The sequence below is a fragment of the Pseudomonas sp. NPDC078700 genome (assembly GCF_044542375.1).
Lineage (GTDB): Bacteria > Pseudomonadota > Gammaproteobacteria > Pseudomonadales > Pseudomonadaceae > Aquipseudomonas.
Genome location: NZ_JBITUI010000007.1, coordinates 177,066 through 198,455 on the forward strand (window position 1 = coordinate 177,066; position 21,390 = coordinate 198,455).

Annotated in this window: 23 protein-coding genes and 1 pseudogene; 15 read left to right on the forward strand and 9 right to left on the reverse strand. The window is 54.3% G+C overall.

Annotation, left to right across the window (positions count from 1 at the left end; genetic code table 11):
- Positions 1-12: 12 nt before the first annotated feature.
- Both ACIGCM_RS21040 and ACIGCM_RS21045 read right to left on the reverse strand, forming a co-directional pair.
- The gene (locus ACIGCM_RS21040; protein WP_397504005.1) at positions 13-849 is read right to left on the reverse strand and encodes an HDOD domain-containing protein; all 837 of its coding nucleotides are present in this window, start codon (positions 847-849) and stop codon (positions 13-15) included.
- Between the two features lie 109 nt (positions 850-958).
- Positions 959-1,900: a YgfZ/GcvT domain-containing protein gene (locus ACIGCM_RS21045; protein WP_397504006.1), complete on the reverse strand. Its 942-nt coding sequence runs from the start codon at positions 1,898-1,900 to the stop codon at positions 959-961.
- 171 nt (positions 1,901-2,071) lie between these two features.
- Here ACIGCM_RS21045 and ACIGCM_RS21050 point away from each other — a divergent pair, with 171 nt between their 5' ends.
- Both ACIGCM_RS21050 and ACIGCM_RS21055 read left to right on the forward strand, forming a co-directional pair.
- Positions 2,072-2,326, forward strand: a complete 255-nt coding sequence (locus ACIGCM_RS21050) for a succinate dehydrogenase assembly factor 2 (protein ID WP_397504007.1) — start codon at positions 2,072-2,074, stop codon at positions 2,324-2,326.
- The gene (locus ACIGCM_RS21055; RefSeq protein ID WP_397504008.1) at positions 2,310-2,804 is read left to right on the forward strand and encodes a protein YgfX; all 495 of its coding nucleotides are present in this window, start codon (positions 2,310-2,312) and stop codon (positions 2,802-2,804) included. Before ACIGCM_RS21050 ends, ACIGCM_RS21055 begins: the two co-directional genes overlap by 17 nt.
- Here the strand turns inward: ACIGCM_RS21055 and nadB are convergent.
- Positions 2,773-4,389 (reverse strand): L-aspartate oxidase, encoded by a 1,617-nt coding sequence (gene nadB / locus ACIGCM_RS21060; RefSeq protein WP_397504009.1) that lies wholly within the window; start codon positions 4,387-4,389, stop codon positions 2,773-2,775. The genes ACIGCM_RS21055 and nadB overlap by 32 nt on opposite strands.
- 376 nt (positions 4,390-4,765) lie before the next feature.
- Between nadB and rpoE the strand changes: the two genes are divergently transcribed.
- The 12 genes from rpoE to pdxJ all read left to right on the forward strand — a co-directional run bounded on the left by rpoE (position 4,766) and on the right by pdxJ (position 15,298).
- Positions 4,766-5,347 carry an RNA polymerase sigma factor RpoE gene (gene rpoE / locus ACIGCM_RS21065; protein WP_397504010.1) on the forward strand — a complete coding sequence of 194 codons (582 nt, stop codon included), beginning with the start codon at positions 4,766-4,768 and terminating at the stop codon, positions 5,345-5,347.
- 31 nt (positions 5,348-5,378) lie between these two features.
- On the forward strand, positions 5,379-5,975 hold the full coding sequence (locus tag ACIGCM_RS21070; RefSeq protein WP_397504011.1) for a sigma-E factor negative regulatory protein: 597 nt from the start codon (positions 5,379-5,381) through the stop codon (positions 5,973-5,975).
- A gap of 8 nt (positions 5,976-5,983) precedes the next feature.
- On the forward strand, positions 5,984-6,937 hold the full coding sequence (locus ACIGCM_RS21075) for a MucB/RseB C-terminal domain-containing protein (RefSeq protein ID WP_397504012.1): 954 nt from the start codon (positions 5,984-5,986) through the stop codon (positions 6,935-6,937).
- Positions 6,934-7,386, forward strand: a complete 453-nt coding sequence (locus ACIGCM_RS21080; RefSeq protein WP_397504013.1) for a SoxR reducing system RseC family protein — start codon at positions 6,934-6,936, stop codon at positions 7,384-7,386. The genes ACIGCM_RS21075 and ACIGCM_RS21080 overlap by 4 nt, the downstream gene beginning before the upstream one ends.
- A gap of 39 nt (positions 7,387-7,425) precedes the next feature.
- Entirely contained in the window at positions 7,426-8,853 is a 1,428-nt protein-coding gene (locus tag ACIGCM_RS21085; protein ID WP_397504014.1) for a DegQ family serine endoprotease, read from the forward strand.
- Positions 8,854-9,058: 205 nt separating this feature from the next.
- Entirely contained in the window at positions 9,059-10,858 is a 1,800-nt protein-coding gene (gene lepA / locus ACIGCM_RS21090; protein ID WP_397504015.1) for a translation elongation factor 4, read from the forward strand.
- 5 nt (positions 10,859-10,863) lie between these two features.
- On the forward strand, positions 10,864-11,721 hold the full coding sequence (gene lepB / locus ACIGCM_RS21095; RefSeq protein ID WP_397504016.1) for a signal peptidase I: 858 nt from the start codon (positions 10,864-10,866) through the stop codon (positions 11,719-11,721).
- Positions 11,722-11,827: 106 nt separating this feature from the next.
- The gene (locus ACIGCM_RS21100) at positions 11,828-12,205 is read left to right on the forward strand and encodes a DUF4845 domain-containing protein (protein ID WP_397504017.1); all 378 of its coding nucleotides are present in this window, start codon (positions 11,828-11,830) and stop codon (positions 12,203-12,205) included.
- Positions 12,202-12,891 (forward strand): ribonuclease III, encoded by a 690-nt coding sequence (rnc, locus tag ACIGCM_RS21105; RefSeq protein WP_089358563.1) that lies wholly within the window; start codon positions 12,202-12,204, stop codon positions 12,889-12,891. The genes ACIGCM_RS21100 and rnc overlap by 4 nt, the downstream gene beginning before the upstream one ends.
- Entirely contained in the window at positions 12,884-13,786 is a 903-nt protein-coding gene (gene era / locus ACIGCM_RS21110) for a GTPase Era (RefSeq protein ID WP_397504018.1), read from the forward strand. Before rnc ends, era begins: the two co-directional genes overlap by 8 nt.
- Positions 13,787-13,860: 74 nt before the next feature.
- Positions 13,861-14,559, forward strand: coding sequence for a DNA repair protein RecO (recO, locus tag ACIGCM_RS21115; RefSeq protein WP_397504019.1), 699 nt, complete (start codon positions 13,861-13,863; stop codon positions 14,557-14,559).
- Positions 14,552-15,298, forward strand: a complete 747-nt coding sequence (gene pdxJ / locus ACIGCM_RS21120) for a pyridoxine 5'-phosphate synthase (RefSeq protein WP_397504020.1) — start codon at positions 14,552-14,554, stop codon at positions 15,296-15,298. The genes recO and pdxJ overlap by 8 nt, the downstream gene beginning before the upstream one ends.
- 211 nt (positions 15,299-15,509) lie before the next feature.
- Here pdxJ and ACIGCM_RS21125 read toward each other — a convergent pair whose 3' ends face one another.
- Together ACIGCM_RS21125 and ACIGCM_RS21130 are read right to left on the reverse strand one after the other, a co-directional pair.
- Positions 15,510-15,866 (reverse strand): hypothetical protein, encoded by a 357-nt coding sequence (locus ACIGCM_RS21125; protein ID WP_397504021.1) that lies wholly within the window; start codon positions 15,864-15,866, stop codon positions 15,510-15,512.
- A pseudogene (locus ACIGCM_RS21130) lies at positions 15,851-16,066 on the reverse strand (hypothetical protein); the annotation flags it as partial. The pseudogene ACIGCM_RS21130 and the gene ACIGCM_RS21125, both read right to left, overlap by 16 nt.
- 227 nt (positions 16,067-16,293) lie before the next feature.
- Between ACIGCM_RS21130 and ACIGCM_RS21135 the strand changes: the two are divergent.
- Positions 16,294-19,005 carry an AAA domain-containing protein gene (locus ACIGCM_RS21135; RefSeq protein ID WP_397504022.1) on the forward strand — a complete coding sequence of 904 codons (2,712 nt, stop codon included), beginning with the start codon at positions 16,294-16,296 and terminating at the stop codon, positions 19,003-19,005.
- 171 nt (positions 19,006-19,176) lie between these two features.
- Here the strand turns inward: ACIGCM_RS21135 and ACIGCM_RS21140 are convergent, their stop codons facing one another.
- The 4 genes from ACIGCM_RS21140 to ACIGCM_RS21155 form a co-directional block, all read right to left on the reverse strand.
- Positions 19,177-19,971 carry an aminoglycoside phosphotransferase family protein gene (locus ACIGCM_RS21140; protein WP_397504023.1) on the reverse strand — a complete coding sequence of 265 codons (795 nt, stop codon included), beginning with the start codon at positions 19,969-19,971 and terminating at the stop codon, positions 19,177-19,179.
- A 233-nt stretch (positions 19,972-20,204) separates the two neighbouring features.
- Positions 20,205-20,498: a HigA family addiction module antitoxin gene (locus ACIGCM_RS21145; RefSeq protein WP_397504024.1), complete on the reverse strand. Its 294-nt coding sequence runs from the start codon at positions 20,496-20,498 to the stop codon at positions 20,205-20,207.
- Entirely contained in the window at positions 20,498-20,776 is a 279-nt protein-coding gene (locus ACIGCM_RS21150) for a type II toxin-antitoxin system RelE/ParE family toxin (RefSeq protein WP_397504025.1), read from the reverse strand. Before ACIGCM_RS21150 ends, ACIGCM_RS21145 begins: the two co-directional genes overlap by 1 nt.
- Before the next feature lie 275 nt (positions 20,777-21,051).
- On the reverse strand, positions 21,052-21,249 hold the full coding sequence (locus tag ACIGCM_RS21155) for a hypothetical protein (RefSeq protein WP_397504026.1): 198 nt from the start codon (positions 21,247-21,249) through the stop codon (positions 21,052-21,054).
- Between the last annotated feature and the right edge of the window lie 141 nt (positions 21,250-21,390).

Sequence of the window (21,390 nt, forward strand, 5' to 3'; positions counted from 1 at the left end):
TCTAGCCGTGGTTCACTGCAGCATTTTCATTGCAGCTTCCATGTCCGCAGCCAGATCCTGGTCTTCCTGAACGTCAACATTAGGGTCCAGGCCCAGTTTGGAGAACGCCGGGATCGTGCTCCAGTCAAGCTGGGTGTAAGGATGGTCGGTGCCCAAGTAGCTTTGCAAGGTGGCTACCTGGACGATGTCGACATAATCGGCTTTTGCGCTGTTGCGGCTGAAGTCTAGATGCTGGCTTGGCACCATGCTGATCAGCTCAGGGAAGTCCCAGGCGCGCAGGATGCGGTCACCAATGATCGGATGAATATTGTCGATAACGTGGCTAAGGCTGATGGAGTCCGCCAGTAAGTCACTGTTTTCTTCTGCGTAGGTCAGAATCGGCAGTACACCAATCTGATGGACCAGGCCTGCGAGGGTGGCTTGGTCGGGCATCAGGCGGGTGTAGTGGCGGCACAGAACGTGACAGATGCCTGCGATCTCAGTGCTTTTGGTCCAGACTTCACGCATTTTTCGATCGACTACGTCGGTTGTCGCTTGGAACATTTGCTCCATGGCCAAGCCGATTGCCAAATTGCAGGTGTAATTAATGCCCAAGCGGCTGATCGCCATCTGCAAGTCGGTGATTTCGCGACTGGAGCGCAGGAGCGGACTGTTGACCACTTTGATAATCCGCGCGGTGAGCGCAGCGTCATTGCCGATTACCTTGCTGATTTGCGGCACGCCGATGTCAGGGTCTTCAGCTGCGTCACGCACTTTAAGCGCGACCTCAGGCAGAGTCGGTAAAACCAGGCGGTCGTTATCAATGGCCTCAATCAGTTCCTGTTGGACCTTCTCGGCAAGTTTGCTCATCGTTGTTCTCGTATAGGTTGGGCAACTTGAAGTTTACGCAGCGGCACCGCTTCATCGCGTGTGGTATTTCGCTTTTATGAAGTTTGCCGCTTGCGGGGATTCATATGGTTTAGCGTTGGATATCTCGATCCGAATCCAGGGTGTATGGCAAGTCGAGCAGTTGCAGTGCGGGACCCTCTGCTGCACCCAGTTTTAAATCCGCGCTTTCGGCGGCGTCGTTTTGCAACACGGCCAGCAGCTCAATGCCTTCTTCACCTTTGGCCGCTGCCACAACCTCACCAACCGAGGAGCTGTGCACGCTGGAAAATATTTCTGTCGCTGGCGTCGGTAATTCCTGGCCGTTGAGGGCTAAGCGATACAAGCGACGCTTGAGTTTGCCGAGGTACTGCATGCGAGCGACGATTTCCTGGCCGGTGTAGCAGCCTTTTTTAAAGCTGACGGCACCCAATGCTTGGAGGTTGAGCATTTGCGGGATGAAGAGCTCGCGGGTGCTGCCTTGCACATGACCAATTCCCTGACGAACCTGCGCCAGTTGCCATTGATTGAGATCAGCCTGAACGGCGTATTCATTCAAATGGCTTTGCAGGGCTTGTGTTTGTTCGGCTGAAGCCCAGAGCTCGGCGCAGTTCTGAGCCACTCTCACGGCAATCAAGTGATCGTTACGGGCAACGCTGTCTTTGCTTTGGGCCAGGTCAAGGCCCAGGGCTGTTAAGGCTGGGTCGCAGTCATTCAGGCCGAAACGCACCCATTGGTTGCTTTCATCAGTCAGTTTTGACTTGGAAAACACCGCATATTTTTGCAAGTCGGCGAGCTGTGGTTCTACCAGCTCAGCCGCCATTGCCAGTAAATAGCCGTCTGCCACGCTTACAACTCGAAAGCTGGAGATCATTCGGCCTTTGGGTGTGCAGCGTGCGCCAAGGCTTGAATGGCTGTCGCTGAGGTAGTTGAGGTTGCAGGTCAGTTGGCCTTGCAAAAATTTATTAGCGTCCGCGCCGCGTACGGAGAGAATGCCTTCGTGACTGAGCTTGCAAAAAAACGCGGTATCAACCATGGCAATCAAGTATCGCTGGAAAAGAGTTAGGCGCTCATCATAGAGCGCTACAAAGTGCTTGTCAGCGATTGCTTTAGCGGACGGCTGGTGACAGTGAGGGTCAACAGCGCGAGCATTCGCCGTTATACTGGCGGGCTATATCAATGCCTGCCTCGCTCAAGGATCTGTCCAATGGTCGACTCGACTGAACTCAATCGTCTTTTCTGGCATAGCCGTCGCGGTATGCTTGAGCTGGATGTGTTGTTGGTGCCCTTTGTTAAAGAAGTCTATTCGGACCTTTCCCCAGAAGATCAGGCGCGTTACGTCAAACTGTTGGAATGCGAAGATCAGGACATGTTCGGTTGGTTCATGCAGCGCTCAGAACCTGAAGATGAGGACTTGAAGCGCATGGTTCGGATGATCCTGGACCGTGTCCAGCCAAAGTAGTTATTTCGAATTTCGCTGGCAGCCTTCATTGCGGCTGTGGATGTTCTATCTCTGCATCCAGTTGCTCGCACTCATCGCTATTTGGGTCGTCGATCTGCAGTTGTGGGCCCGTGCCAGCGCCACATTATTCTGTGCGCTGCACGCGGCTTGGGTCGTTCCGCGGTATCTGTCGTTGGCCGCACCTGAAGCACTAACGGCATTGCGCCGGGTGGATGATGACTGGCAGTTGTGGAGCGCAGGGCAAGGGTGGCGCTCAGTTCGCCTGTTGCCAGACAGCCTGGCGCTGCCTTGGGTGATCGTCCTGCGGTTTCGCTGGGCTGAGCCGGGCTCGGCGTCCAAGGCGGCCCATACCAAGATGAAACATACCCAGATGGCACATACCCTTTGTATTCCGCGCGATGCCATGGCCGATGCGGAGCATCGGCGTTTGCGTGTGCGGCTTAAATTCAGCCCGCGTAGATGGGCGGATGCACAATAGTGTCTTCAGCATGGGGGAGCATATCGGGGTAGTCCAATGTGTAATGCAAGCCCCGTGATTCTTTGCGCTGCATGGCCGAACGGATCATCAGTTCGGCTACCTGCGCCAGGTTACGCAACTCAATCAGGTCGCGACTGACCTTGTAATTGCTGTAGAACTCGTCAATCTCGTCCAGCAGCAGGCGTACACGGTGCTCGGCGCGTTGCAGGCGCTTATTGGTGCGCACAATGCCGACGTAGTCCCACATGAACCGCCGCAGTTCGTCCCAGTTGTGCGCAATGATGACGTCTTCATCTGAGTCGGTCACCTGGCTGGCGTCCCAGTCAGGCAAGCTGTGTGGTGTGGCAATGTCGTCAAGTTGGCGGGCAATGTCGTCCGCTGCTGCGCGGGCATACACGAAACACTCGAGCAGAGAGTTGCTGGCCATGCGATTGGCACCGTGTAGGCCGGTAAAGCTGGTTTCGCCAATGGCATATAGGCCGGGCACATCGGTGTGGCCGCACTGGTCGACAACAACGCCGCCGCAGGTGTAATGCGCGGCAGGTACCACTGGGATGGGTTGTTTGGTGATGTCGATGCCGAAGTCCAGGCAGCGCTCATAAACAGTCGGGAAGTGTGACTTAATAAAGTCGGCCGGTTTGTGGCTGATATCCAGGTAGACACAGTCGACACCCAGGCGCTTCATTTCATGGTCGATGGCACGGGCCACAATATCGCGTGGTGCAAGTTCTGCGCGCTCATCAAAGCGCTGCATAAAACGTGAACCGTTTGGCAGCTTGAGGTGGGCACCTTCGCCGCGCAGGGCTTCGGTAATCAGAAAACTTTTCGCTTGTGGGTGATACAGGCAGGTTGGATGGAACTGGTTAAATTCCAAATTGCCGACTCGGCAGCCTGCACGCCAGGCCATCGCAATGCCGTCGCCGCAGGCGCCATCCGGGTTGCTGGTGTAAAGGTAAACTTTGGCAGCGCCGCCGGTGGCGAGAATGACAAAACGTGCGCTGTAGGTATCAACCTGTCCGGTATCGCGGTTTAGCACGTAAGCGCCGATGCAGCGTTCGCCTTCCAAGCCCAGCTTGCGCTCGGTAATCAGGTCAATAGCTACGCGCTGCTCAAGCAGTTCAACGTTGTCTCGCTGCTGCGCTCGTTCTAGCAGTGTTTTGAATATTGCCGCGCCAGTTGCATCGGCAGCGTGAATAATTCGCCTGTGGCTGTGACCACCTTCACGGGTCAGGTGAAACTCGAAGCCGCCGTCCTCGCGCGCGGTTTCATCATCACGGGTGAAGGGCACGCCTTGATCAATCAGCCATTGGATTGCTTCGCGGCTGTGCTCGACAGTGAATCGAACAGCGTCTTCACGGCACAATCCGCCACCGGCATTGAGGGTGTCTTCAACATGCGACTCAACGGTGTCGAGGTCATCAAGCACTGCAGCAACCCCACCTTGTGCCCAAAATGTTGAGCCATTGGCAAGCGCGCCTTTGCTGAGTACCGCGATTTTGAGGTGCGCAGGCAGGGTTAAGGCAAGGGTGAGGCCAGCAGCGCCGCTGCCAATAACCAATACGTCGTGTTGAAAATGGTGGCTCATAAGCTGATTCCGCGTGAATGCCCCTCTAGTATATAGAGGGGGGGCGCGTCACAATAGCGGGCTTGATGCGGTGTGAGGGCTAAGGGAACTTTTTTTAAGTATTTGAGCTCTATTAGCCGTCACCCGGAGAGGGACATTGTTTGTTTATCGTAGCGGTTTGGTTCTAGATCGCGGTTTTTAGCGATAATCTAAACGTTCTAAGATTATGTGCGCAGGTCAACGGCGACGCCTTGGCCTGCGCGTTTTCATGCAGATAGAAAAAAATCTGCAAGAAGCTTGGTTGGAGGGGAGAACTTTTGCGCAACGCCCGAGTCTATTTTTGCAAGCCGATTCATTGGCTGGCGCTGCACTCCTCACAATTCACTAAGGAGTGTTCATGCTAAGCCAGGAAGAGGATCAGCAGCTTGTTGAGCGTGTACAACGCGGCGACAAGCGAGCATTTGATCTATTGGTGTTGAAGTATCAGCACAAGATTTTAGGGTTGATCGTGCGGTTCGTGCACGACAGTCATGAAGCACAGGATGTTGCTCAAGAAGCGTTTGTCAAAGCTTATCGAGCACTCGGAAACTTTCGCGGTGACAGTGCGTTCTATACCTGGCTGTACCGCATTGCCATTAACACGGCAAAGAATTATCTGGTGTCACGCGGTCGTCGGCCACCAGATAGTGATGTAAGCGCTGAAGATGCCGAATTTTATGATGGTGATCACGCCCTCAAAGATATCGAGTCTCCAGAGCGAGCATTGCTGAGGGATGAAATCGAAGCCACCGTGCATCGTTGCATCCAACAATTACCAGAAGATTTACGCACGGCCCTAACATTGCGTGAATTTGATGGTCTCAGTTATGAAGACATTGCGAGTGTCATGCAGTGTCCGGTAGGTACAGTGCGTTCGCGGATTTTCCGAGCGCGAGAAGCAATTGATAAGTCACTGCAGCCTTTGTTGCAAGACACCTAAGACCGCGGCGACAGCCAAGAGAGGAACCGTTATGAGTCGTGAAGCCCTGCAGGAATCGCTGTCCGCGGTGATGGATAACGAAGCGGACGAAATGGAACTCCGCCGAGTACTCAGCGCCAGCAATGACGCTGAACTTCGCGGCAAATGGTCGCGCTACCAGATCGCTCGTGCAGTGATGCATAAAGAACTGCTTGAGCCGCGTCTGGATATTGCCAGCGCGGTATCTGCTGCCATTGCTGATGAAGCAATGCCGCAAGCGCCGAGCAATGTAACCCGCGGCCCATGGCGCGCCGTTGGCCGCTTGGCTGTTGCAGCCTCAGTGACTGTCGCTGTATTGGCCGGTGTGCGTCTGTACAATCAGGATGACCTGACCGGTGCCGAGCTTGCTCAGCAAGCGGCTACCCAGCCTTCGATTAATCATGTTCAGGTCCAGGGCCCAGCAATGTTGGCCGGATTTACCACTGATGATCAAGGTTCATCCATGATACCGTCGAGCAAAGCTGAGCCGACATGGCATGAGCAGCGCTTGCCGTCATACGTACGTCAGCATGCACAACAGCTTGGAACCAATGTGACTGAAGGCGCACTGCCATACGCACGCGCTGCTAGTCTGGACGAAAGCCGTTAAGGAAACGCATGCGCTTTATACCCCTGACCGCCTTAATGTTAGGCGGTTGCTTGGCGTTACCTGCTGCAGCATCTGATGCGCAAGATTGGTTGCGACGTTTATCGGATGCCAGTCAGCACCAAAGCTACCAAGGCACGTTTGTTTACGAACGTAATGGTAGCTTTTCTACTCATAGCATTTGGCACCAGGTCGGCAAAGATAGCGTTGTACGTGATCGCTTGCTGCAACTGGACGGGCCTGAGCATGAAACCTTTCGAGTAAATGGTCGCACTGAATGCGTGGCAGGTACGCTGCTCGATCAAGTCAGTGATGCCCAGGCGTGGCCGTCGCGCGAGCTTGATTCAGGCGAGCTAGCCAAGTGGTATGACATTCGCGTCATTGGGGAATCCCGCGTGGCCGGGCACAAAGCCGTGGTTTTAGGCCTGATGCCGCGTGACCAGCACCGATATGGCGTTGAGCTGCACCTTGATCGCGAGACAGGTGTCCCGCTCAAGTCGTTGCTGCTCAATGACAAGGGGCAGATGCTGGAGCGATTCCAGTTTACTCAGTTCGATGCAGTCAACGTCGCCGATGCTGATGCGTTGAAGCCGGGTGCTGATTGCCAGCCTGTTACGCCTGTTAAATCCACTCCGTTGGATGCCAAGGCCTGGCGCTCAGACTGGCTCCCTCCTGGTTTTATCTTGAGCTCAACCAGTCAGCGGGTCAGTCCTCTTTCCAAAGAGCCTGTTGCCTGCCTGCTGTATGACGATGGTCTGGCGCGTTTTTCTGTCTTCCTAGAGCCTCTAGATGGCGCTAAGGCTGAAGATGCGCGCACTCAGTTAGGCCCAACTGTTGCTGTTTCGCGACGTTTGGCCACCGACGCCGGAGACGTAATGGTCACGGTGGTGGGTGAAATTCCGCTCGGCACCGCCGAGCGGGTGGCGTTATCCGTTCGTCCGGGTGAGGCTAAACCTCAACCATGATCGAAGAGCAGGGGCGGGTGGTTGCAGTAGAGTCCGGCGCAGTTTGGGTCGAGACACTTCGCAAAAGCACCTGCTCAACATGCTCGGCAAATGCTGGCTGCGGTCAGGGCTTGCTCGATAAGTTAGGCGTTGATAGCCGTCGTGGCTACGTTCGAGCGCTATCAAATCTGCATTTAAGTGTTGGCGACCAGGTCGTGATTGGCGTGCGCGAGGATTTGCTCGTGCGCGGGTCATTACTGGTCTATCTGATGCCCTTGATTGGGCTATTCACGGCGGCTGTTCTGGCTGATCAGCTGTCTCTGAGTGAGCCGTTGGTGATTCTGTCAGGTATCGCGGGGTTGGCTGCATCCTGGCTCGGGGTGCGCTGGCGAAGTGCTCGCGTGGCGGAAGATCCACAACTTCAGCCAGTAGTAATGCGTGCCGTATTAGCAAATGCTACGACTGTTTAATGAGTCAAACCTCTATTCCGGATGGGGAGCTTTACGTTAATGCCTAGCCTGAAAATATGTTGTTCTGCTGTGCTCTCATTGTTGCTGATGGGGCAGGCACTTTCCGCTCATGCCGAGCTGCCTGACTTCACCGAGCTGGTTGAGAAGGCCTCGCCCGCGGTTGTTAACATCAGTACGCGGCAGAAAATCCCAGATGCAGTCGCCAGCTCTGGCGGCATGTCAGCGCCCGACCTCGAAGGTCTGCCGCCGATGTTTCGTGAATTCTTCGAGCGCAGTCTTCCACAGCAGCCGCGACCGCCAAGTCATGGTCGCCAGCGTGAGGCGCAGTCGCTGGGTTCTGGTTTTATCATTTCCTCTGACGGCTACATCATGACCAATAATCATGTGGTCGCCGATGCTGATGAAATCATTGTTCGCCTGTCTGATCGCAGTGAGCTTGAAGCTAAAGTGATTGGCGCAGACCCGCGCAGTGATGTGGCCTTGCTAAAAGTTGACGCTAAAGACTTGCCGACTGTGACATTGGGCAAGTCAGAAGACCTCAAGGTCGGTGAGTGGGTTCTGGCGATTGGTTCACCCTTTGGTTTTGACCATTCGGTGACCGCCGGTATCGTCAGTGCCAAAGGCCGTAGTCTGCCAAATGAAAGCTATGTACCGTTTATCCAGACGGATGTGGCGATTAACCCGGGTAACTCCGGTGGCCCGCTGTTCAACCTGAAAGGTGAGGTTGTGGGTATTAACTCGCAGATCTTCACCCGTTCTGGCGGCTTTATGGGGTTGTCGTTTGCCATCCCGATGAGCGTGGCCATGGATGTGGCTGACCAACTCAAGTCTGACGGTAAAGTAAGTCGTGGCTGGTTGGGTGTGGTTATCCAAGAGGTCAATAAGGATTTGGCTGAGTCCTTTGGTTTGGATAAGCCGGCTGGTGCTTTGGTTGCTCAGGTGCTTGAAGATGGCCCGGGTGCCAAGAGTGGTTTGCAAGTGGGCGATGTAATTCTGAGCCTTAATGATAAGCCGATCATTATGTCTGCTGACCTGCCGCATTTGGTCGGTGGCTTAAAGCCAGGCTCCAAAGCTGAAATGGACGTGGTGCGTGAAGGTGCGCACAAGAAGCTTGAGTTGACCATTGGTTCGCTGCCTGAAGATGGCAATGCCCTGGCTGAAGCTGCAGCGCCAAGCGCTGAGCAAAGCAGTAACCGCCTGGGTATCAAGGTGGCTGGACTAAGTGCTGATCAGAAGAAAGCGCTGGACCTCAAAGGTGGCGTGGTGATTAGCGAAGTCATGGATGGCCCGGCTGCATTGATCGGTCTTCGTCAAGGTGACGTGATTACGCACCTGAATAACCAGTCGATTGATTCTGTCGCCAGCTTTGCCACTGTTGCCAAGGCATTGCCGAAGGATCGCTCGGTGTCGATGCGCGTACTGCGCAAAGGCCGTGCAAGCTTTATTACCTTCAAGTTGTCTGAGTAACAGGCGAACGCAAAAAAGGGCGATTTAATCGCCCTTTTTTGTGCCTGGCGGCCGTTGGATCTGGCGCAGCCTATGGCTTGCAAGGCATTGGCAGCCTTATGTCAGCGAGATCAGGGGCTGTGGGTGACGAATTGAGGGTAAATCGGGTACACTTCGCGGCTATTTTCGGCGGGCAGTCGCCTGCGATCTTTTTGAGTGTTGTCTTGTGAGTGACCTGAGCCACATACGTAATTTCAGTATTATTGCCCATATTGACCATGGCAAGTCGACGCTTGCTGACCGCTTTATTCAAATGTGCGGTGGTCTGTCTGAGCGCGAGATGGAGGCCCAGGTACTGGACTCCATGGACTTGGAGCGCGAGCGCGGCATTACGATCAAAGCGCATAGCGTGACCTTGTACTACAAGGCACGTGACGGCAAAACCTATCAGCTGAACTTCATTGATACCCCAGGTCACGTTGACTTCACTTACGAAGTCAGCCGCTCACTGGCGGCGTGCGAAGGCGCGTTGTTGGTGGTCGACGCCGGTCAAGGTGTTGAAGCTCAGTCGGTAGCTAACTGCTACACCGCTATCGAGCAGGGCCTTGAGGTCATGCCGGTGCTGAACAAAATGGATTTGCCGCAGGCTGAGCCTGAGCGAGTCAAAGAAGAAATCGAACACATTATCGGCATTGATGCCACTGACGCTGTGGCCTGTAGTGCCAAGAGCGGCATGGGCGTCGATGAGGTACTTGAGCGTCTGGTTGCGACTATTCCAGCGCCAACCGGTGAGATCGATGCGCCTCTGCAAGCGCTGATCATCGACTCGTGGTTCGACAACTATCTGGGCGTTGTGTCCTTGGTGCGCGTGCGTCACGGGCGCATCAAGAAGGGTGACAAAGTACTGGTCAAGTCCACCGGTAAAATGCACCAGGTCGATAGCGTCGGTGTGTTTAACCCTAAGCACACCGCGACTGCAGATCTTAAAGCCGGGGAAGTAGGCTTTATCATCGCCGGTATCAAGGACATCCATGGTGCTCCGGTGGGTGACACCCTGACCCTGTCGAATACCCCTGATGTTGATATGTTGCCGGGTTTCAAACGCGTTAAACCGCAGGTTTACGCCGGTTTGTTCCCGGTTAGTTCAGATGACTTCGAGGACTTCCGTGAAGCCCTGCAGAAGCTGACGCTGAACGACGCTGCATTGCAGTATGAGCCGGAAAGCTCCGATGCCTTGGGCTTTGGCTTCCGCATTGGCTTCCTCGGCATGCTGCACATGGAGATCATTCAGGAGCGCCTTGAGCGTGAGTATGACCTGGACCTGATCACCACAGCGCCGACCGTAGTCTTTGAAGTTGTGCTCAAGACCGGTGAAACCATCTACGTCGACAACCCATCGAAGCTGCCGGATGTCTCGGCCATCGAGGACATGCGCGAGCCGATCGTGCGGGCCAATATTCTGGTGCCGCAAGAGCATTTGGGTAACGTCATTACCCTGTGTATCGAAAAGCGTGGTGTACAGATCGACATGCAGTACCTGAGCAGTCAGGTGCAGGTTTCTTATGATCTGCCGATGAATGAAGTGGTCCTCGACTTTTTCGATCGCTTGAAGTCGGTAAGTCGTGGTTATGCGTCGCTGGACTACAGTTTCGATCGTTTCCAGTCGGCTAATCTGGTCAAGCTGGATGTGTTGATCAACGGTGACAAGGTTGATGCCTTGGCGTTGATCGTGCACCGCGACAAAGCGCACTACAAAGGTCGCCAGTTGACCGAGAAAATGAAAGAACTGATTCCGCGTCAGATGTTTGATGTGGCGATTCAGGCCGCAATTGGTGGGCAAATCATCGCGCGTACTAGCGTTAAAGCGCTGCGTAAAAACGTACTGGCCAAATGTTACGGTGGCGACGTGAGCCGTAAGCGTAAGCTGCTTGAAAAGCAGAAGGCCGGTAAGAAAAGAATGAAGCAAGTGGGTAACGTGGAAATTCCACAGGACGCCTTCCTTGCTGTTCTCAAAGTGGATAGTTAAGACATATGTCGATCAATTTCCCGCTGTTACTGGTCATCGCGGTTGCTGTTTGTGGCGCTTTGGCATTATTTGACTTGGTGTTTTTAGCGCCGCGTCGGCGTACTGCAATCGCCACCTATCAGGGCCAGATTGATGGTGAAGCTGATGAGCAGGTGATTGAGCGACTTAACAAAGAGCCGCTGTTGGTCGAGTACGGTAAGTCGTTCTTCCCTGTACTGGCGATTGTTCTGATACTGCGCTCATTCTTGGTTGAGCCCTTTCAGATTCCATCGGGCTCTATGCGTCCGACGCTGGAAGTAGGGGATTTCATCCTCGTCAACAAATTCGCTTACGGGATTCGTTTACCGGTCATCGACACCAAGATTATCCAGGTCGAAGATCCGCAGCGCGGCGATGTCATGGTGTTTCGCTACCCAAGCGACCCAAACATCAACTACATCAAGCGTGTAGTGGGGCTGCCGGGCGACCAGATTCGTTACAGCAAAGACAAGCACCTGTTCGTCAATGGCAAGCAGGTCGCTCAACAGTTGATCGGTGAAGAGCCCGGCAGCCTCGGCAGCGTGATGCTTTACAACGAAAAACTTGGTGAAGCTGAACATTTGATTCGCAAAGAGATGAAGCGCTACCACGCCGTTCCTGGCGGCGAGTGGACAGTGCCAGCCGGGCACTACTTCATGATGGGTGATAACCGCGACAACTCTAACGACAGCCGTTACTGGAATGATACAAACATTCCGAAGCCGCTGCTGGGCATGGTCCCGGACCAGAATATTGTAGGTAAGGCCTTTGCGGTATGGATGAGCTGGCCTGATCCGAAAATGAGTAATCTGCCAAACTTCTCACGTGTTGGCCTGATTCACTGATTTAAAGGATAAAAATGCGGCGCTGTTCAAATCAGCGCCGCCGTCTATATATAGTCTGGTGACTCGCCGTTTTGGCGTTTAAAAATTCTAATAAATGGGGTCTGTCATGACATTTGCGCGCTCGCAAAAGGGAATGTCTATTATTAGCTGGTTGCTGGTGCTGGGGCTTGTCGCATTTTTTGCCAGTGCTGCGTTCAAAGTAATACCGCATTACCTTGATTACATGTCCATGGAGAAGATCATCACCTCGGTTGAAACCGATAAAGCAGCCGATATTCGGACTGTTCGTGATTTCTACAGCCATGTGAGCAAGGGCATGCAGGTCAACAGTATTCGTGACTTGAAGCTTGAGGATGCCCTTAAGGTGACAGTTGAGAACAATGAGTTTCGCGCTCACCTCAAGTATGAGAAGCGTGAGCCACTGATCGAGAACCTCGATCTGGTGGTCCATTTTGATAAAGAATTCCGTGTGCGTATGCCGTGAATGATTCGTTAGCCCGTTTAGAGCGTAAGCTCGGTTACACCTTTAAAGACCAGGACCACATGGTCCTGGCTCTGACGCACCGTAGTTTTGCCGGGCGCAATAATGAGCGCCTGGAGTTTCTGGGTGACGCTATTCTTAACTTTGTTGCTGGGGAGGCGCTGTTTGAGCGCTTTCCACAAGCTCGCGAAGGCCAGTTGTCACGTTTGCGTGCACGCCTGGTCAAGGGCGAGACGTTGGCGATTCTGGCCCGTGGCTTCGACTTGGGTGAATACCTGCGCTTGGGCTCCGGTGAGTTGAAAAGCGGTGGTTTTCGCCGCGAGTCGATTCTTGCCGATGCGCTGGAAGCCTTGATCGGGGCGATTTACTTGGACTCAGGCATGGAGGCGGCGCGTGAGCGGGTGCTGGCTTGGCTGACCAATGAGCTGGAAAGCTTGACCCTGGTTGATACCAACAAAGATCCAAAAACCCGCTTGCAGGAGTTTTTGCAATCGCGAGCCTGTGAACTGCCACGTTATGACGTGGTGGATATTCAGGGCGAGCCGCACTGTCGGACATTCATCGTTGAATGTCAGGTGACTTTATTGAATGACAAAACCTTGGGGCAGGGCGCTAGTCGGCGCATTGCTGAACAGGTTGCCGCTGCGGCAGCGCTGATCGCCCTGGGTGTGGAGAATGGCCATGACTGATTCACCTGTTTCACGCTGTGGCTATGTCGCCATCGTTGGCCGGCCAAACGTGGGCAAGTCAACGCTGTTGAACCATATCCTTGGGCAAAAGCTTGCAATCACCTCGCGCAAGCCGCAGACCACTCGCCACAATATGCTCGGAATTAAAACCGAGGGCGGCGCTCAGGCTATCTATGTGGATACCCCGGGCCTGCATAAAAATAACGAAAAAGCGCTCAACCGCTACATGAACAAGAGTGCGTCATCGGCGTTGAAAGACGTGGATGTGGTTATCTTTGTGGTTGATCGCACCCGTTGGACCGATGAAGATCAGATGGTGCTTGAACGTATTCAATACGTCGAAGGCCCGGTGATTCTGGCAATCAACAAGACTGACCGTCTTGAGGACAAGTCTGAGTTGATGCCGCACCTGGAGTGGCTGGCCACGCAGTTGCCTAAGGCAGAGATCGTGCCGATCTCTGCGCACCACGGACACAACCTTGAGACCCTTGAAAAGTTGGTCAGCGAGCATCTGCCTGAAGGTGTGCACTTCTTCCCTGAAGACCAGATTACCGACCGCTCAAGCCGCTTCTTCGCCGCTGAACTGGTGCGTGAAAAAATCATGCGTCAATTGGGCGCTGAGTTGCCTTACCAGATCACCGTTGAAATCGAAGAGTTCAAGCAAGAAGGGCGCATTCTGCATATTCATGCGCTGATTCTGGTTGAGCGCGATGGCCAAAAGAAAATCATCATTGGCGACAAGGGTGAGCGGATCAAACGCGTTGGCCAGGAAGCACGCAAAGACATGGAAGTGCTGTTCGATTCCAAAGTCATGCTCAACCTTTGGGTCAAGGTCAAAGGTGGTTGGTCGGATGATGAACGGGCGCTACGTTCACTCGGTTACGACGATATCTAAGGCACCCCTTAGCTTGACCGATCGTCCTGCGTGGCACCCCGCCACGCAGGGTTTAATTTGAGTTAATACTCGCCATGCTCGTGCTCAATCAACCTGCTTATGTGTTGCACAGCCGCGCTTATCGCGAAAGCAGTGCCTTGGTTGACTTTCTCACCCCGCAGGGGCGTCTGCGTGCCGTACTAAGAAGCGCGCGGGGCAAATCTGGAAGCTTGGCTCGGCCCTTTGTGGCCTTAGATGCCGTGTTTCGTGGGCGAGGTGAGCTCAAGAGTGTTTCGCGCCTTGAGGCCACCGGGATCGCCAACTTATTATCAGGTGAGGCGCTGTTTAGCGGCCTGTACTTGAATGAGTTGTTGATTCGCCTGCTGCCCGTCGAAGATGCCCAGCCGGCAGTGTTCGATCACTACGCCGAAACGTTGCTTGCGCTTGGCCAAGGCCGCGCCATCGAACCCTTATTACGCTCTTTTGAATGGCGGTTGTTGGACCAGCTAGGCTATGGTTTCGCCCTCGATCAAGATTTACACGGCCAACCCTTGGTGGCCGATGGGATTTATCGCTTGCAGACCGAAGATGGCTTGGTGCCTATCGGGCAGTGGCAGCCGGGGGCATTTCAAGGCGCTGAGCTTTTGGCCATGGCCGAAGCCGATTGGCAAATACCGGGTGCATTGGCCGCTGCTAAACGCCTGATGCGCCAAGCGCTGGCCCCACATTTAGGCGGTAAACCGCTGGTTAGCCGTGAATTGTTTATGACCCTTAAGGAGCCTTCTCGTGACTGATGCCAACCGTGTTTTGCTGGGCGTGAATATTGACCACGTTGCCACTTTGCGCCAAGCCCGCGGCACCCGCTATCCCGACCCGGTTAAGGCTGCATTGGATGCCGAAGAAGCGGGTGCCGATGGCATCACCGTGCACCTGCGTGAAGACCGTCGTCACATCCAGGAACGCGACGTGCGCATGCTTAAAGAGGTGATGCAAACGCGCATGAACTTTGAGATGGGCGTGACCGAGGAGATGCTCGCATTCGCCGAAAGTATTCGTCCTGAACATGTCTGTTTAGTACCTGAGACGCGTCAGGAACTGACCACTGAAGGCGGTCTAGACGTTGCTGGGCAACTTGAACGCATGCGCGCAGCGGTGGAACGCTTGAGCAAAATCGGCTGCGAAGTCTCGTTGTTTATCGACCCTGATCCGGTGCAAATTGATGCAGCAAAACAAGTTGGCGCGCCGGCGATTGAACTGCACACCGGCCGTTATGCCGATGCCCACACCCCACAAGAGCAAACCGATGAATTGGCGCGCATCGCCGATGGCGTCGCGCGTGGTGTTAACCAAGGTCTGATCGTTAACGCCGGGCATGGCTTGCACTACCACAATGTAGAGCCCGTCGCGGCCATCGCCGGGATCAATGAACTGAACATCGGCCATGCGCTAGTGGCTCACGCCCTGTTCGTCGGCTTCAAGCAGGCAGTGGTGGAGATGAAAGAACTGATTGTGGCCGCAGCTAACCGCAGGTGATTGAGTCAGGCAGGTAGCGGTTACTGAGGAACGACATCTAAATGGAACTGTGTTTGTCTTCGTCCGAAGCAATAGTTGCAATGCCCCTTGCCTGTCCTAGAGGATAGGCGGGGCGGCCAAAAACTGCTAATCAATATGAGCAGAACAGCCAGAAATGATCAGAGGGTTTTCCTAATGTTCAGCGAGTCGCTAACTCATTGTGCGTTTGGGTTCAAAGCCTACTGGCGATTTCCTTCCAGATGTAGGCGTAGTTGTATTGCAGCCAGCGAACCAGTACTTTATCGAACTGCCGACGAAGCCAGTTGCGCTCTCTAGCTGCCAGCCTTTCTTCTATCGACTCTCTGAGTATGTCCGGGTCGAACCCCGTCCATACCGGAGGCACTGCTGCCACGAGATTGGTGAAGCACACTGGCGCAACCTCTGAATAAAGGATTGTGTAAAGTATTTCAAGGTCAACGCCTCTCACCTTATTCGCCACATAATCATATTCGACTGGTAAATCGTTGAATGGCTCGGAAAGAGCGGCTCTTACTTTGGTCAGTTGTGGTTCAGTCAGTAGATGTCCCAATGTGTGAACTCCTCTAACTCTTCGTCCAATGAACTCGCCACCGCTTCGCCTGCGACACTACCGGTGATTGTCCCTGCCAAAACAACTGCTATTGCACAAATGGGAGCGGCTGGCCCGCACAATGCGCTAACCCCCATCCCCGCAAGAATACCGCCGACCGCACCTGCACCTACGATGATGCCTTGGCGAGCCAGCTCGCGAAACCCGCTAATAGGAGTATCAGGGGGCAGACCACGATTCAACCGTAGCAGCCTAAAACGTGGTCTGTCCCCGATCGCGATTGTCCCTCGGTTGCTATTAACTGCAGGACCCGGCTATCGGCCCTACACGCAATGATGGCAAGATGAACCATAATTGGAGAGTTAACGACATTCGATCTTCACCGTGAGACACAGCCGGATGCTGCGTGCATACAAATAGGGAATGTATGGTTTCGATTCAGGTGGATGGCGAGGACAAGACTGCGAAGATTAGCGACTGGTCGATTTACTGGAGCGACAAGTACGAAGCCTTGCAACTGACCTGTTACTACCCCTCCAAGAAGACTTACACGCGCCCGCTGAGCGACTGCCGTGTTTCTCCCTCCCGCGAGTTGGGTGAAATGTTGCTGACTAGGCCCGGTAGCACGATTGTTAAGCCCATTGTCAAAGCTACGATCTACGGCGAGCAATATGCCGTTGTGCACTATCCTGACACCAACAAACCCTATGTTTACAAGATGGATAACATCGGTTTTGTCGCGTCGACGGCAATGAAGGATTCACCGGTCTTTCATTATCTATCAGCCGTAGCGAATGCCCGGAAAGATCGCGCCGAGTCGAAGACTGCCCGTGAGATTGCCGCCAATGTCGTGCGCCAACTGGAAAAGCTCCCCGCCAGCGCCGATACGGTCTTGCAGGCCTATTGTACGAAGCGCAACGGCACGTTGACGCCGGGCCAGGGGCTGATCTATCCGTTCGGGTTGAATGAAAGCCAGCTCGGCGCGGTCGAGCAAGCCTTTCGCGCGCAGGTCAGCGTGATCGAGGGGCCACCGGGGACCGGCAAGACCCAGACTATCCTCAACATCCTCGCAAATATCCTGCTACGTGGACAGACAGTGGCGGTGCTGTCCAATAACAATGCGGCGGTAGAAAACGTCTACGAGAAGTTGGAGAAATGCGACCTGGGCCACCTGATTGCCAAGCTCGGCAACAAGGACAACCGCAATGACTTCTTTGCTGACTTGCCGCCTTGGCCATCGAGCGAGCCCGAACCCGCACCGACACTGGATGAGATTCAAGCCATAATGGCCTGCTTGAGGCAGCACTTGCACGACCACAATCGGGCGGCGCAACTGCAGCTTGAGCTCGATGAGCTAACCATCGAGCGACGCTATCTGCAGCAGTGGCAGGCAGACAGCGGCATACAGGCTGCTAACTCGCTGGACAGGTACGGACTGTCGCCGCGTAAGACCGCGGACCTGATGGCTTACTTAGCCCATCTCAGTGAGCAACGCATCCACCTCAAGGGGCGTATCGAGTTGCTGTTCAACTTCGGGATTTTTCGTGTCAAGCCATTCGCCCAAGGTGATGCACGCCTATCCATCTTTCATGCCCTGCAGATGCATTATTACGACAAAGCGTTGCAAGACACAGACGCGGAGCTGCAAGCGTGCCGCGAATCGCTGGCACGCGGAAATTTCACGGCATTGCTGGATGAGTTGCAAACGGCATCGATGCGTTATCTGAAGCAGCAATTACAACGTCAAGAGCCGCCGTTAGATAGCTTCGATTCTAAGACGTACCGTCAACAATTCGATGCCTTCGTTCAGCGCTTTCCGATCTTAGGCAGCGGCACGCATTCCATCGTCAATTCGATCGCGCCGGGAGCCATCCTCGACTATGTGATCATCGACGAAGCCTCGCAGCAGGACATCGTGCCAGGTATTTTAGCGCTGGGCTGTGCGAGGAATCTGATTGTCGTCGGTGACAACCGTCAGTTGGCGCACATTCCCGTGACACTCGACCTGCAGGCACCCGCCGAGGCCTACGATTGTGAGCGCTACAGCCTGCTCGACTCTTGCATCAGAGTATTCAAGGATGCGCTGCCTAGAACACTGCTGAAAGAGCATTACCGCTGTCATCCCAAAATATTTCAGTTCTGCAACCAGCAGTTCTATAACAACGCACTGGTGCCGATGACCGAGGACAAGGGCGAAGAGCCGCTGCGTCTGGTGGTAACTGCCAAGGGCAATCATGCCCGTAAGAACGTCAACCTTCGCGAGCTTGACTCTCTGCTTAAACTGCTTGAGAACGAGGGAGAGCCGGTCGGTCTGGATGGCGATGGCCGCGGTTTCATCGCGCCGTTCCGGGACCAGGTCAATCTCTCCGGTACACACCTGCCAACGGATTTCGTTAGGGACACCGTGCACAAGTTCCAGGGCCGAGAGTGCGACGAGATCGTTTTCTCCACCGTGTTGGACAAGAAGCGCTGCAACCAAGAGCGCAAACGTCTCGATTTTGTTGATGACCCGCGCATGATCAACGTGGCGGTGTCACGGGCCAAGCACCGCTTCACTTTGGTAACGGGCGACGATGTGTTCACGGGTAACAACGGCCACATCGCGGCCCTGATGCGCTACGTCACCTACTACGCGCAGGAGCAGCAGGTCGTACGCGCGCCCGTGGTATCGGCCTTTGACTTGCTGTATCGGGAATTTGACCTATCCTTGGCCCGCTTGGACGCTCGCTTGCGGAGTGAAGACTCACACTACAAGTCCGAGCAGATTGTGGCCCAACTGCTGCGCGAGGCGCTGTCCGGCCCGGCGTGCCTGTCATTGATGTACCACACGCAGATCAAGCTGGATCAGATCGTATCGCCTAGCAACCAAGATTGGACAGACCTAGAGCGGGCCTTCATGGCGCGCGCCAGTTGCGATTTCGTGATCTATTTCAAGGTAGGCAAGATCCCGGTGGGGGTGATCGAGGTCGATGGTGGCTCTCACGACCGGCCCGACCAAATGGCGCGGGACACCTTAAAAAATGAAATCCTAGGGAAAAGCGACATTCCCATTCTGCGCCTGCGCACAGTCGAGAGCCGCATCGCGGAAAGAATCAGCGACTTCATCGCTCAGTGGGGCAGTCCGACGGCTAGGATATAAGGCGGGGCGACCCGTTCGGACCGGTTGGCGTCGACGGTGAAACCTTCGCCTTTGATCAAATAGTAAAGGGAACAGTTTATTTACAAAATATCAGGAGCCAGAATATCGGGGACAGGCCACGATTAAACGGTAACAGTCTAAATCGTGGTCTGTCTCCGATTGTCATAAAGCTCACAAATCGAGCGCTAACGCCGCAAGCTTCGCCACCTCAACAGGAGTGCTTGGGTCAATGTTGTCCTCGAGCATCCAGGCTGCTGACAACCCGCTCCATGCGAGCACCCATTGCAATAACCTGCGGCGATCGATGTCAGAAACCTGTGCCACGATCTCGATCCGGCGCGCAAAACAATTGGGGGCCAGAGCGCTTTTGCTATCGGGATTGCAGAAAATATTCGCGTAATCGAAGCCGCGCTCACCGAACAGCCCTTTGGAGTCGATCGCGAGCCATCCCTTCGGGCCGAAGTCCAACACATTGCCGTGGTGGATATCACCATGCAGTACCCCGACGTCGCGCGGTGCACTCAGGAGTTCGCGAGCGGTTTTTGCGCATTGTTCAAAGATCCCTCGGTGCGTTGCAGCTGCGCTCCATAGGGCTTCGAACCGTTGCACCAGCGGGATTAAATCAGGGGCCGGTGTTGCGCGTGGTGAGTGAAGGCGGGCGGCCACAGAGCAGAGAATGCGAGTGGCCTCGTCGTCTTGGCCGCAACGCACCATATGCGTAAGAGAAACCGAGCCGCTTGCGCGCTCCATAAGTAGAGCCTCGCCATCATGTTTCAGCACTGGCACTGCCCCCACACCGTCCCACCAAGCCATAAGCAGATTGCCTGCTTGCTCTTCAGGTTCTCGCGCGATTTTGAGCATAGCTGGCATGCCGTGGTAGCGAACGGGCAGAAGATTGCCATTCTGCGATACGAAAGCATCACCATCGGTGGTCAGCTCCCATCGTTTCAAGTATTGATCAAACATAAACCCATAGCTTTTGATCTTACTGGGATCACTCAGGGACAGACCATGATTAAGCCTTGGCCCGTCCCTGCGAACGGAGTTAGCGATTTGAGCGCATTGTTATGTGCCTACTCCACATTAGCTGGGATATTCCAGTTATTCGCCACAACCCCCTCCAGCCTCCTTTACGCATAACGCTTGGCTTTGCGGCGTGCCGGAGCGCCAGCGCAGGCGCGTCCGACAACAGCCACTGGTTAAGCTGCTTCGAGGTCTAGGCGATGGATACCATCCAGATTGACTGTGCCACGAGCCACCCATAGGTCATACATACCTTGCATCGCCAACCAGCTCTCAGGAGTACGCCCGAGAACCTTGGACAGCCGCAGGGACATTTCAGGGCTAATGCCACTATCCCCTTTAAGCAGCCGAGACAATGTAGAAGGTGAAACGCCGAGACTGGAAGCAAGCTGACGAGCGCTGATTCCGAAGGGCTCTAGGTACACCTCGCGAATGAACTCACCGGGATGCGGCGGATTATGCATAGTCATTAGTGATAATCCTCGTAATCAAGAATGTAAGCGTTGCCGTCCTGAAATTCGAACGTCATGCGCCAATTTCCGTTAACCCAAATCGACCACCGCTCTTTGTCTTTACCCTTAAGTGGATGAAGCCGAAAACCAGGAATATCCATATCCTCCACTGAAGTAGCGGTATCGAGAGCAGCAAGCTGCATACGCAGCTTCTTGGCGTGATCAGGCTGTATCCCAGCCGTCTTGCCAGTCGAGTAGAATCGTTTCAGTCCTTTGTGACGGAATGATTTAATCATGAGGGAACACTAGCATGTTGCGCATCACGCAACAATAGAGCTTAACGTTTGATTAAAGGGGCGGGCTTTAGCCCGTCCCAGTGAGCGTAGCGAACGGTTTGAACCACTTGTTAGGTGTGGCTTCCGACTAGTCGAGGCGCATGCTAATTATCTTTATTTTTGTTTAAGTATTTTGCTTATTTTCCCAGATCTCCAAGATGTTGTCGCCAAGATCTGAGATCACCAATCGGGACAGACCACGATTCTGTCCCCTGTATTTCCTTTACGCCTACAGCCTATTGCGTCTCGCCGCCAGCGGCAGTCGTCGTGGTTTTCGAGTATTGATCCAGCGGTATCAGCAGATTTTCGGCCTGGCCTAGCTCATTCGAAAGCGCCTGAGCTGTTGTGACCATATTGGCGGTTAAACCTCTGGTCGCGGCAATGTTACTTTTGGCGTTGTTTGCAGGCGAGCTGTCCATGGTCGCCGACTTCATAGACCGTGACGCCTTCCTCCAAGCCGGCTTGCGCGGGTGCGCTTATAAAGCTGAAGATCGCCACGAACGCTAGGGCTGCGGTGGGGGAAGGATTTGATTCAGTGCTTTCATGTGAAAATCTCGGGTTCGTGGGTGGCGATC